General features: G+C 57.0%; 8 protein-coding genes and 1 pseudogene. 5 read left to right on the forward strand and 4 right to left on the reverse strand.

What is annotated here, in order from left to right:
* The 3 genes and pseudogenes from RT018_RS14395 to RT018_RS14405 all read left to right on the forward strand — a co-directional run.
* Window positions 1-182: hypothetical protein (locus tag RT018_RS14395; protein ID WP_312943013.1), on the forward strand; the 182-nt coding region annotated here is incomplete at its 5' end.
* Window positions 179-877 carry an anaerobic ribonucleoside-triphosphate reductase activating protein gene (locus RT018_RS14400; RefSeq protein ID WP_312943014.1) on the forward strand — a complete coding sequence of 233 codons (699 nt, stop codon included), beginning with the start codon at window positions 179-181 and terminating at the stop codon, window positions 875-877. The genes RT018_RS14395 and RT018_RS14400, both read left to right, overlap by 4 nt.
* 304 nt (window positions 878-1,181) lie before the next feature.
* Window positions 1,182-3,606 (forward strand): annotated as a pseudogene (locus RT018_RS14405) (ribonucleoside triphosphate reductase).
* Between the two features lie 132 nt (window positions 3,607-3,738).
* On the opposite strand, the gene RT018_RS14410 reads toward RT018_RS14405, so the two are convergent.
* The 3 genes from RT018_RS14410 to RT018_RS14420 form a co-directional block, all read right to left on the reverse strand.
* Complete coding sequence (locus tag RT018_RS14410; protein ID WP_312943015.1) at window positions 3,739-6,318, reverse strand: cation-translocating P-type ATPase; 2,580 nt, start codon at window positions 6,316-6,318, stop codon at window positions 3,739-3,741.
* Between the two features lie 243 nt (window positions 6,319-6,561).
* Entirely contained in the window at window positions 6,562-7,431 is an 870-nt protein-coding gene (locus RT018_RS14415) for a radical SAM protein (RefSeq protein ID WP_312943016.1), read from the reverse strand.
* Window positions 7,428-8,705: an aminotransferase class I/II-fold pyridoxal phosphate-dependent enzyme gene (locus RT018_RS14420; protein WP_312943018.1), complete on the reverse strand. Its 1,278-nt coding sequence runs from the start codon at window positions 8,703-8,705 to the stop codon at window positions 7,428-7,430. The genes RT018_RS14415 and RT018_RS14420 overlap by 4 nt, the downstream gene beginning before the upstream one ends.
* 221 nt (window positions 8,706-8,926) lie before the next feature.
* Here RT018_RS14420 and RT018_RS14425 point away from each other — a divergent pair, with 221 nt between their 5' ends.
* The gene (locus RT018_RS14425; protein ID WP_312943020.1) at window positions 8,927-9,442 is read left to right on the forward strand and encodes a M48 family metallopeptidase; all 516 of its coding nucleotides are present in this window, start codon (window positions 8,927-8,929) and stop codon (window positions 9,440-9,442) included.
* 47 nt (window positions 9,443-9,489) lie between these two features.
* Here RT018_RS14425 and RT018_RS14430 read toward each other — a convergent pair whose 3' ends face one another.
* Window positions 9,490-10,182 (reverse strand): 3'-5' exonuclease, encoded by a 693-nt coding sequence (locus tag RT018_RS14430; protein WP_312943021.1) that lies wholly within the window; start codon window positions 10,180-10,182, stop codon window positions 9,490-9,492.
* A 493-nt stretch (window positions 10,183-10,675) separates the two neighbouring features.
* Here RT018_RS14430 and RT018_RS14435 point away from each other — a divergent pair, with 493 nt between their 5' ends.
* Window positions 10,676-11,848 (forward strand): glycosyltransferase family 4 protein, encoded by a 1,173-nt coding sequence (locus RT018_RS14435; protein ID WP_312943023.1) that lies wholly within the window; start codon window positions 10,676-10,678, stop codon window positions 11,846-11,848.
* The last annotated feature ends 24 nt before the right edge of the window (window positions 11,849-11,872 follow it).

Genomic DNA, 11,872 nt, shown 5'->3' on the forward strand with positions numbered 1-11,872 from the left:
TTTCCTTTTTTGCCGGGGGCAGCGTTATTCTCTGCGCTGCCTCATTGGCGGGCAATCGAACCCTTTCGGAAAATGCGCTGCTTGGCGGTTGCGCCCTCTTTTTTCTGGGGCTTCTCCTCTCCCTGCGGCCCGGTTCCGTCCACAGACACGTGCGCGATTCGAAAGAAGGGGAAATTCCATGACTTTCTGTGGACTGCAAACGCTGTCTTTGGTGGACTTTCCCGGTAAGGTAGCAGCCACGGTCTTCACCGGCGGGTGCAACCTCTGCTGCCCCTATTGCCACAACGCCCGGCTGGTCACCGCTCCCCCCGAATTGCGGGAGCACCATGAGGAAGAAGAAGTTCTGGAGTTTCTCTCCTCCCGAAAGGGCCTGCTGGACGGGGTGGCGCTCTCCGGCGGAGAGCCGCTGCTTCACGCAGGACTTTCTGACTTTGCCGCCCGAATAAAGGCCATGGGGTTTGCCGTGAAGCTGGACACCAACGGCTGCGATCCCCAACGCCTTCAGGCCATACTGGAGACTGGAAACATTGACTACGTGGCTATGGATATCAAAAACAGCCTGCCCAAATACCCGCCGACTGTGGGCGTTTTGGGCTTTGACGCCGCCCCGGTGGCGGAGAGTGCCGCACTTTTGATGGAGGGCGCCACGGACTATGAGTTCCGCACCACGCTGGTACGAGAACTTCACACCCGGGCAGATTTGCTGGACATTGCCCGCTGGCTAACGGGCGCACGGCGCTATTTTCTTCAGAACTTTATTGATTCCGGAGAACTGATCGGCTCCGGCCTGCATGGCTTTTCCCCCGATGAAATGCGCACCTTTGCCGAAACGGTCCGTTCCTTCTACGGAGAAGTTTCTCTTCGCGGTGTGGACTGAGCCAACGCAAGGTTCTCCCGGAAGTCTCTTTTTTCGACAGATAGGGACTTTGTTCGCGGCTTTGCCTTTTTTGGGTTTTACTAAATCTGGTTGATAATTGGCAATTATTATGAAATAATCCACAAGATATAGAAGTATTTCTAATTGACATCCCCCCACGACGCCGATAGAATAAGAACGGAAGGGTGCTTTGGCACCTTTCCGTTCTGATGGTATATGGACCTATCTTTGGTACGCTGGCGGCGAAAGGGCAGTTTGTCCCCCGCCGCAAGGCGGAAATACTTTAAGAGAGTGTGGGAGCGGTATGTATCGAGTTTTGAAGCGAGACGGCAAAGTCGTGGACTTTGCCCTGTCCAAAATCAGCGTGGCCATCACCAAGGCGTTTGACGCCGTGGGAAAGGACTACAACCCTGACATTATTGATCTTTTAGCGCTGAAGGTCACGGCAGATTATCAGGACAACATCAAAGACGGCTCCATCTCCGTGGAGCAGATTCAGGACAGCGTGGAAAACATCCTCATTAAGGCCGGATACAGCGACGTGGCCAAGGCCTACATCCTGTACCGCAAGCAGCGGGAAAAAATCCGGAATTTAGGTTCCACTGTGCTGGACTACAAGGATTTGGTGAACAACTATCTGCACATCAACGACTGGCGGGTGAAGGAAAACTCCACCGTCACTTACTCTGTGGGCGGGCTGATCCTGTCCAACTCCGGCGCCATCACCGCCAACTACTGGCTCAGCGAGATTTACGACGCAGAGGTGGCGCAAGCCCACAAAAGCGGCGACCTCCATATTCACGATTTATCCATGCTCACCGGCTACTGCGCCGGGTGGAGCCTGAAGCAGTTGATTCAGGAGGGTCTTGGCGGCATTCCCGGCAAGATCACTTCCTCTCCCGCAAGCCACCTGTCCACGCTTTGCAACCAGATGGTAAATTTCCTCGGCATTATGCAGAACGAGTGGGCCGGGGCACAGGCCTTTTCTTCCTTTGACACGTATCTGGCCCCCTTCGTGCGGATGGACAACCTCTCCCAAAAAGAGGTGAAGCAGTGCATCCAGTCTTTTGTGTACGGGGTGAACACCCCGTCTCGCTGGGGGACGCAGGCTCCGTTTTCCAACATCACGCTGGACTGGACCGTCCCCACCGACCTGGCGGGCCAGCCCGCCATCGTGGGCGGCAGGGAGATGGACTTTACTTATGGAGACTGCAAAAAAGAGATGGATATGGTGAACCGCGCGTTCATCGAAATCATGGTGGAGGGCGATGCGGACGGTCGGGGCTTTCAATACCCCATCCCCACCTACTCCATCACGAAGGACTTTGACTGGAGCGACACGGAGAACAATCAGCTTCTCTTTGAGATGACGGCAAAATACGGCACACCCTATTTCTCCAACTACATCAACTCCGACATGGAACCATCGGACGTGCGCAGCATGTGCTGCCGCCTTCGGCTGGATTTGCGGGAGCTGCGGAAAAAGTCCGGCGGCTATTTCGGTTCCGGTGAATCCACCGGGTCCGTGGGCGTTGTGACCGTGAACCTGCCCCGCATCGCATATCTTGCCAAGAACGAAGCGGACTTTTATCAGCGGCTGGACAAGCTGATGGACCGCCCGCAGTCTGAACACCAAGCGCACAGTCATCACCAAGCTACTGGACGCGGGGCTGTATCCCTACACCCAGCGGTATCTGGGAAGCTTTGGAAATCACTTCTCCACCATCGGCCTTGTGGGCATGAATGAGGCGGCGCTGAACGCCGCGTGGCTGCGCAAAGACTTGACAACCTTGGAGGCCCAGTCCTTTTCCAAGGACGTGCTGAATCATATGCGGGAGCGGCTCAGCGACTATCAGGAGCAGTACGGCGACCTTTACAATCTGGAAGCCACCCCTGCCGAGTCCACCTCCTACCGACTGGCAAAGCACGATACAGAGCGGTTTGGCGACATTATCACCGCCGCCAAGCCCGGCGACGTGCCCTACTACACCAATTCCTCCCACCTGCCCGTGGGATACACCTCAGACCTGTTCGATGCGCTGACGGTGCAGGATGACTTGCAGACTCTTTATACTTCCGGCACCGTGTTCCACGCGTTTTTAGGTGAAAAACTGCCTGACTGGAAAGCCGCCGCCGCGCTGGTGCGAAAAATTGCGGAGAACTTCAAGCTGCCCTATTACACCCTCTCCCCCACCTATTCCGTCTGCGCCCAGCACGGGTATCTCACCGGAGAGCATTTTGCCTGCCCCCACTGCGGAAAACCCGCCGAGGTTTACAGCCGCATTACTGGCTATTACCGCCCCGTGCAGAACTGGAACAATGGCAAGACACAGGAGTATAAAGACCGCAAGCTTTATGCGTTGGGAACCGCTTTTAAACCCCACGCGCCAAGCACCTCCGCCCAAGCAGCCCGCCTCATGCCCGGTTTTGCCGCCGCCCCTTCTGCCCAGCCGTCCGACCCAGAGCAAGTCTCCACGGTTCGGGCCATGCGCGACGCGGTGAACGAGTTGTTTCTGTTCACCACGAAAACCTGTCCCAACTGCAAAATCGCCAAAGAGGGCCTTGAACAGGCGGGACTTGCCTACACGCTGCTGGACGTGAGCGAGCATCTGGACCTTGCCCGGAAATACCGTATCATGCAAGCCCCCACTCTGCTGGTGCGGCGGGGAGACAAGATGGAAGCGGTTGCCGGCGCACCCGACATCTGCAAGCTTGCCGCCGCGCTTTGAATGGCAGTTCGCAGAATCTAATGTTCTTCTATAAAAGGTCCCCCGCCGCAATGCGGCGAGGGACCTTTTTGTAAACGCCTAAGGTACTTTCAAAGGCTTGGGGCAGTTTGCGGGTTTTTGCCATAAGCGCCTTCATTTCCTTTGCAGAACCTTCAGCGCCTGAATCACCAGCATGCTGGCAAAAGCCAGCCCCACAATCGCCCACAGATTTGCCGCCGACAAAACCGCCACGTCAAACAGCGGCTTCAGCACTGGGACGGTCAAGACGCTTGCCAGCAGCGCCGCACCCAACAAAAACGCAAGCAGAAGATACCGGTTGTTGAAGAGTTTTTTGGAAAATAGCACGGGCCGCTGGGACTTGCAGTTGAACCCGTGGAACAATCGGCTGAGGCAAAGAGTGGCAAAAGCCATGGTGGTCCCCACAGGCGTTCCCCCGGCACTCAGGCCCATGTGGAACGCAACGGAGGTGGCAATGGCGATCACCATACCCTCCAACCCCACGTCCGCAAGGAATGATCGGGTTAAAATCCCCTCGTTTCGGGGACGAGGCTTTTGCAGCATCACGTCCTCACTTCTGGGCTCCAGCCCCAGCGCGATGGCGGGTAGGCTATCCGTCAATAGATTGATAAACAGCAGATGCACTGCTGCGAAGGGCGCGGGCAGGCCCACGAGGGATGCATACAGCACCGCCAGGATGCCCGCCGCGTTGCCCGAAAGCAGGAACTGAATGGCCCGCTTGATGTTGGCATACACGCCCCGTCCATTTTCCACGGCCCGGACAATGGTGGCAAAGTTGTCGTCCGTCAAAATCATGCCCGCCGCGTCCTTGGCCACCTCCGTACCAGTGACACCCATGGCCACGCCAATATCGGCCTGCTTTAATGCCGGTGCATCGTTCACGCCGTCGCCAGTCATGGCCACCAGATTTCCCCGCTCCTGCCAGGCCCGGACGATGCGGATTTTATGCTCCGGAGACACCCGGGCGTACACGCTGATTTTGGGTACAAACTCCCGCAGCTCCGCGTCGCTCATGGCATCAATGGCAGCCCCGTCCACCGCCTCGGTACCCTCGGTGAGGATGCCGATTTTTTTTGCGATGGCGGCGGCGGTGATGCGGTGGTCTCCGGTGATCATCACCGGACGGATTCCGGCCGAGATGCACTCGGCCACCGCCACGGCGGATTCTTCCCGTGGCGGGTCCATCATGGCGATCAGCCCCAGAAAGTCCAGTTCGTTTTCATCTGATAGATTTACCGCTGGCGCGTCCAGATGCCGGCAGGCAAAGGCCAGCACCCGCAATCCTTCACGGGAAAACTGTTCGTTGACGGCTTCAATCTCGGTCCGCTGTGCCGGCGTAAGCAGGGTGCGATCCAGCAGCACGTCGGTAGCTCCCTTGGTAATCATCAGCAGCCCGCCGGACAGGCTGTGAACCGTGGACATCAGCTTGCGATCCGAGTCAAAGGGAATCTCCGTCAGCCGGGGATACTTTTCCCGGACCTCCTCTTCGTCAAAGCGGAACCGCTCCCCCAGGCGCACCAGCGCCGTTTCCGTGGGGTCGCCTACCTCTCTGCCCTCGTTCACTGTGGCGTCGCTGCACAGCAGCGCCGCCCGCAGCAACGGCTCCTGCATGGCATCGGAAAAGTCGGCGTCCTCTACGGAAATGACTTTTCCGGCGGTATAAAGCTTTTGAACGGTCATTTTATTTTGAGTCAGGGTACCGGTTTTGTCGGAGCAGATGACCGACACGCTTCCAAGGCCCTCCACCGCCTGCAATTTCCGGATAATGGCATTCTCCCGGGCCATGGTGCGGGTGCCGAAGGAGAGGACGATGGTGACGATGGAACTCAACGCCTCGGGAATGGCCGCCACCGCTAGCGCCACAGCGAACAAAAATGCATTCATCATGGGTTCGTGCCGCAAAAACACGCTCACCATAAACAAAAGCGCGCACAGAATCAAGATGCCTATCGAAAGCTTTTTTCCAAACTGGTCCAGACTTTCCTGCAAGGGGGTCTTTTTCTCCCCCGCCGCCTTCAAAAGCGCCGCAATGCGGCCCATCTCCGTGTCCATGGCCGTTCCGGTGACAAGAAACCTTCCACGGCCATAGGTGATGAAGCTGCCGGAGTAAACCATGTTTTTCCGGTCACCCAGAGGAACGTCTCCTTCAATCTCCGCCGTGTCTTTTTCAACAGGCAAGCTCTCGCCGGTGAGGGCGCTTTCGTCCGCCTTTAAAGCGGCGCATTCCAGCAGCCGTCCGTCGGCGCACACCGCGTCTCCCGCATCCAGACACACCACATCGCCAACAACGACCTCACGCCCCGGAATCTCCCGGATCACGCCGCCGCGCAGCACCTTCGCTGTGGGGGCGGACATTTTTTTCAGGCTCTCCAGCGACGATGCGGCCTTCACGGTTTGAACCGTTCCCAAAATCGCGTTCATGGTGATCACCGCCAAAATGACCACCGTACTCTCCGCATCTTTCAAAGCGATGGATACCGCCGCCGCTGCAATCAGCACAATCACCAGAAAATCTGCAAACTGCTCCAAAAAAATCCGGGCCGTGGACTTCCGCGCCTCGGCTAAAAGCTCGTTCGGCCCGTTTTGTTTCAGCCGCAGCCCGGCCTCCTCCTCCGTCAGACCCTGCTCGCCGCAGCTGAGGTCCCGAAACAGCTCCACCCTTGCCTTTTGCCATACTTTCCGTTTTTCCGCCATCATTCTCTTCCTTTCCTGCATCCATTGCGCAAAAAAAACGAGACTTTTGCGCCAACGCCGCAGCGTTTGCTCAAAAGTCTCGCCATTTCGATCCGAAGCGGGGCAGAAATTCTGCCCGACCTGACGCCAGCGGATGCACATTTCTGTGCCGGCTACTCCCTCATGATTGGACGTATCATATCCGATTTTTCGGCGGCTGTCAAGAAGTATTTCCCGAAACGCCTGTAAAAATTCTCGCGGCCCTTAAAGGCCCCGCCATTCTTCCGGCCGAAGCAGGGACATATCCGCCGCCGCACGGTCAATCGCCGCCAGCATAGCGGCCTTGTCGCCGTTGAGCGTCCCTCGCAAAGCCAGATAATTGCTGGCGTGGTTCATGCGGAACACGCTGCCGGGGCTGTCCAGTCTCTCCACCAAAAGACGGGTTTCCCGCAGGTCCTCCGCCGGGGTCAGCAGCCGGAAAGAGCCATCCTGCACCCAGTCATACAGCGGCGTGCCGGGCTCCACCATCAGCGTCAGCATCCCGATATACTCCGGATTCATGGCATTGAAGGCGGCGGCGGTTTCCGCCGCGTGCTGCTCCAAAAGCGCCGGGCCGCCAAGGCCCGTGATGGCGGTGACGGACAGAGCAATGCCGTTTCTGCGGACCTTGCGGCCCATTTCCACAATAAACGCCGAATCGTGGCCCTTGCGCATCAACTCCAACACCGCGTCACATCCGGACTCAAGGCCCATGTAAACCATGGTCAAGCCCTTTTCCCGCAAAATCTTCAGCTCTTCATCGGAGCGGATGTTGATGCTGTCCGGCGAGGCATAGCTGGTCACGCGGATGCACTCGGGAAAAAGCGTCCGTATGGTGTCCAGAATCGTTTCCAGCTCCCCAGCCTTGCGGACCAGCGCGTCTCCGTCGGCCAGAAAGATTTTCTCCACATGGGGGTAAAGTCTGCGAGCCTCCCGAAAGTCCGACAAGACTTCCTCCAGCGGGCGGACTGCAAAGCGCTTTTCCTTGTACATGCTGCAAAAGGCGCAGGTGTTGTGGCTGCACCCGTAGGTCACCTGAACGATGAGGCTCCGGGCCTCGGAGGGGGGGCGGTATACGCTTCCGTAGTAGTTCATTTCAAAATTTTCTCCAATGCGGCTAGTTTCAGTGAGGTGCACAGCACCTCCATGGCAGCTTCCAATTCCTCCAGCGGGGGCAGGGACGGGGCAATGCGGATATTGCTGTCCTCCGGGTCCTTTCCGTAGGGGAACGCGGCACCCGCCCCGGTCATGGCAACCCCGGCTGCTTTACATAGGTCCAGCGTCCGCCGCGCCGTTCCGGGCATGGCGCTCAAAGAGACGAAATACCCTCCCTTGGGGCTGCGCCACGAGGCGATGCCAAGGGGGCCAATCTCCCGCTCCAGCGCGTCGGTGACGCAGTGGAACTTGGGGCCGAGAACGCCCGCATGGCGGCGCATCAGCGCCAGTGTGTTTTCCTTATTCTTTAAGTACAGCACGTGGCGCTGCTGATTCACTTTGTCAAAGCTGATGGCCTGCACGTCGATCAGCTTCACCAGATACTCCATATTTGTTTCCGAGCAAGCAAAGCAGGCCACACCCGCGCCGGGCAGCGTAATTTTAGAGGTAGACGCAAACTCAAACACCATGTCCGGGTTTCCGACCTCTGCGCACAATGACAGGATATCCAAAAATGGTGCAAACTCCCCTTCCAGTTCGTGGACGCAGTAGGCATTGTCCCACATCAGCAGGAAATCCGGGGCGGCGGGCTTCAAAGCGGCCATGCGCCGCACGGTTTCCTCAGAATAAACGATGCCGTCGGGATTGGAGTATTTGGGCACATTCCACATGCCCTTCACCAGCGGATCCTCCACGGCGGCTTCCACCGCGTTCATATCCGGGCCGTCCTCTGTCATGGGGATGCTTACCAGTTCAAAGCCAAAGGACTCCGTGATTTTAAAATGCCGGTCATATCCGGGGACGGGGCAAAGCCATTTCACCGTCTCCTCCCGGCACCAAGGGCGCGGGCTGTGTAAAAGTCCGTGGGTATAGGCTTTAGAAACGATGTCATACATTAACTGGAGACTGGAGTTGCCTCCCGCAAACACCTGCTCTGCCTGACAGCCCAGGATCTCTGCAAACAGGCGCCGGGCGGCAGGCAAACCTTTCGTCTCTCCATAGTTCCGGCAGTCGATTCCGTCGGACACATAGTCCTCCGGCCCCTTGAAAATGTTCAGAAGGTCCCCGCTGACCAGATCCAATTGGGCCTTCCCCGGTTTGCCACGGGCCATATTCAGTTTCAGCTTCCGGTCCCGGAGCTTTTCAAACCTCTCGCAGACCAGCTCCTGCTCCATCAAAAGCTCCTGCTTATTTCTGTCGGCATACGCGGTCATATGTGCCATCCTTTCCCGGGTGGAGCGCTCCGCCCGGTTTCTTTATAAGGTTCTATACTATATTTAGTATACCCGCTTCCCGTGGTTCTGACAATATGGATTTCGCCAGTTTTTTGAGCAGCCTTCTTGAAATACGTTTGCAGATCGGGGGACATTTCCCCTTTTCAGGCCGTTTGTGGTCTGCTCTTGCGCTTTTTTCGCCGCTGTGGTATCTTAGCGGTATGGAAGCTTATACACTGATTCGCTCCCGCCGGCGGACGCTGGCGCTGGAAATTACAAAGGACTGCAACCTGCTGGTGCGTGCACCTCTGCGGTGCTCTGAAGAAACCGTTCGGGCTTTTATTGCCCGGAATCAGGGCTGGATTGCGCGCAACACGGACAAAGTGCGTCAAAGGGCCGCCGAGGCAGGCCCACCCCCCACAGAGGAAGAGCTTGCGGCGCTGAAGGCGTTGGCCCGCAATCTCCTACCGGGAAAGGTTGCGCGGTATGCCACCGCCATGGGGCTTTCCCCTACCGGAATCAAAATTACATCAGCCCAGAAGCGGTATGGAAGCTGCAGCGCGAAAAACAGCCTGTGCTTTTCCTGCTATTTGATGCGCTCGCCGGATGAGGCCATTGACGCAGTTGTGGTGCACGAACTAGCCCACATCCGCCACAAGAATCACGGTCCGCAGTTTTACGCGCTGGTGGAACGCTACCTCCCGGATTATCGGGCGCGGAAAAAGCTGCTGAAATAGCGCAAAGGGCAGAAGGCATAGCCTCCCGCCCTTCTCCGTATGTTTTCTTATCTCCGGCGCGCCCGCTCATAGAGAGGCTCGCCCCGTTGGAAGCTCTGGGGCAGGTAAGTAACAGAAGAAATCCGCTTGCCCGACACCCCGTACTTGGGATGATAGCCGAAAAGGTTTTCATATTCCAGAAGGTCGTCCCGCTCTTCGGCCATAGCCCACAGCAGGGCGGCCGCTGCCCGGGCGTCGTCCACAGCCCGGTGGCTGTTTTTCACCGCGTCCCCCAGCCCATAGGCGGCGATGGCGTCCTTCAGCTTGTGGGGATAATCCCGCCGGTCCTTATAAACTGTGAGTGCGTCCAGAAATTTTAGACTTCTGAGGCAGGATGCGCGCCCCTGCTCGTGAAGGAAGTAGTAAATAAAATTCAGATCAAATTGGGCATTGTAGGCCACCAGCAGTGTATTTTCGCGGGTGAGAAGTCTGCTGAATTCCTCCGCTGCATCCGCCTTCTCCACGCCGTCCCGTTCAAGCTGCTCCGCCGTAATCCCGGTCAGAGATGTAATAAAGGGCGGCAGTGTCTTTCCCTCGGAAAGGCGCACCAGTGCGTTGAAACTGCCATCCTCCACTCCGTTCGTCAAGCTGACGGCCCCGATTTCAATAATCTGCTCTTCCGCAGGGTCGATGCCCGTTGTCTCCGTGTCAAACAGGACCAGATGGGCAAACCGGTCCTCCAATGCGCTGTGTATTCCCATAAACGTTCTCCGTCTCTATCCCACGCCGCTGCGATAGGCTTCTTCTTTTTATAAGTTTTTCGACCAAAATGCAAAATTTCTGCAAATTTGTCGATACTAAATGCGCTTGCTTTTCTGCATTATAGCTTTTTGTCGAAAAAAAGGCAATCCCCAGTCGGATTTTTGGCGCACGCGGTGCGGTCAGACTGTCTTGCCCACTTTCGGAAAATTGACACTTGACTTTTTCCAGAATTGTGCTATTGTACTTCTGTATTAAATATATGATACAATTTCTTGATTTGCCCTTGACATTTGTAGTCGCTTGTCCTATACTAACTGTACTAGTACGGATCATACAGCAGCCGCCAGTTTTTTCGGCGCCACTGCGCCAAACGTATTTACACTAGCGAACGCGCCTTTTTCATTTCATGTTCTACGAATTGTCCCACGGGCCATTTCGAGCAGGCCCGCGTGCCAAATACGCTTTTCCGCGTTGGAAAGGATGGTTTCCCTTATGAAAGTCCTGATTACCTCCGATTGGTATGCCCCCACCGTCAACGGGGTGGTGACCTCGGTATTGAATCTTCAGCGCGAGCTGGTGGCCCAGGGCCACGAGGTTCGTGTGCTGACCTTATCCGAGTCCCGGCACACGCTGGTGCGGGACGGCGTGACCTATGTGGGTGCTATGAGTGCCGGGGTCATCTATCCCGGTGCGCGGCTGCGCACGGCCCTTGCCACCCGGCAGGTCCAGTCTCTGATTCGCTGGCGGCCCGACGTAATTCACACGCAATGTGAATTTTCCACGTTCCTGCTGGCCCGGAAAATCAGTGACCGCACCGGTGCGCCCATTATTCATACCTATCACACAGTTTACGAGGACTATACACACTACTTCTCTCCCAGCCGCGCCTGGGGTCGTCGCATGGTTGCCTTTTTCTCCCGGCACGTAGTCACGCAGACCGCTTGCGTCATCGTTCCCACGGAGAAAGTGCGCAGCCTTTTGAAGAACTACGGCGTCCGCAAGCCGGTATATGTGATTCCCTCCGGTATTGATCTTCGCCGGTTTTCCAGCCCCGTCGACAAAGAGCATCTTTCCTGCATGAAAGAGGAGTTGGGCATTCCCAAAGACAATTTCGTGCTGACCTATGTGGGCCGCCTTGCCAAGGAAAAGAACGTGGAGGAACTGTTTGCAAGTCTTGCGGGTCTGGAGCGGAAGGATGTTACCCTCCTCGTGGTGGGTGACGGCCCCTACCGCCAGGCGCTGGAGGCCGCGGTCCAGGAGTTGAATCTTGAAGACCGCGTGATTTTTACCGGAATGGTGAAGCCCGACCGGGTAGCCGATTACTATCGTCTGGGAGATTTGTTTGTCAGCGCCTCCACCAGTGAGACGCAGGGCCTTACCTACATCGAAGCACTGGCCTCCGGGCTTCCCGCCCTGTGCCGGAAGGACGCGTGTCTGGACGGCGTGATTGAAGAGGGCGTCAACGGCTGGCAGTTTGAAAACAGCGAGGAATTTCTTGCCCACCTCCGGGAATTTCTTACGAATGAAGAACTTCGCGCCTCCATGCGGGCCGCCGCTTCGGACCACATCCAAAAAGCCTTTTCGGCGGAGCGCTTTGCGCGCCGTGCGGCAGCGGTCTACGCGGCTGCTGTCAGCGGCAATGCGCTGTTAGAAACCACCGCCTAAGCATACTTGAACGCGCCAGTCCCG

This window comes from Oscillibacter sp. (assembly GCF_032060045.1).
In the GTDB taxonomy this organism is placed as follows: Bacteria; Bacillota; Clostridia; order Oscillospirales; family Oscillospiraceae; genus Oscillibacter.

What these genes read in the sequence shown, in the direction of transcription:
- RT018_RS14400 (WP_312943014.1), top strand. Translation starts at nt 179, where the DNA reads ATGACTTTCTGTGGACTGCAAACGCTGTCTTTGGTGGACTTTCCCGGT.
- RT018_RS14410 (WP_312943015.1), bottom strand. Translation starts at nt 6,318, where the DNA reads ATGGCGGAAAAACGGAAAGTATGGCAAAAGGCAAGGGTGGAGCTGTTT.
- RT018_RS14415 (WP_312943016.1), bottom strand. Translation starts at nt 7,431, where the DNA reads ATGAACTACTACGGAAGCGTATACCGCCCCCCCTCCGAGGCCCGGAGC.
- RT018_RS14420 (WP_312943018.1), bottom strand. Translation starts at nt 8,705, where the DNA reads ATGACCGCGTATGCCGACAGAAATAAGCAGGAGCTTTTGATGGAGCAG.
- RT018_RS14425 (WP_312943020.1), top strand. Translation starts at nt 8,927, where the DNA reads ATGGAAGCTTATACACTGATTCGCTCCCGCCGGCGGACGCTGGCGCTG.
- RT018_RS14430 (WP_312943021.1), bottom strand. Translation starts at nt 10,182, where the DNA reads ATGGGAATACACAGCGCATTGGAGGACCGGTTTGCCCATCTGGTCCTG.
- RT018_RS14435 (WP_312943023.1), top strand. Translation starts at nt 10,676, where the DNA reads ATGAAAGTCCTGATTACCTCCGATTGGTATGCCCCCACCGTCAACGGG.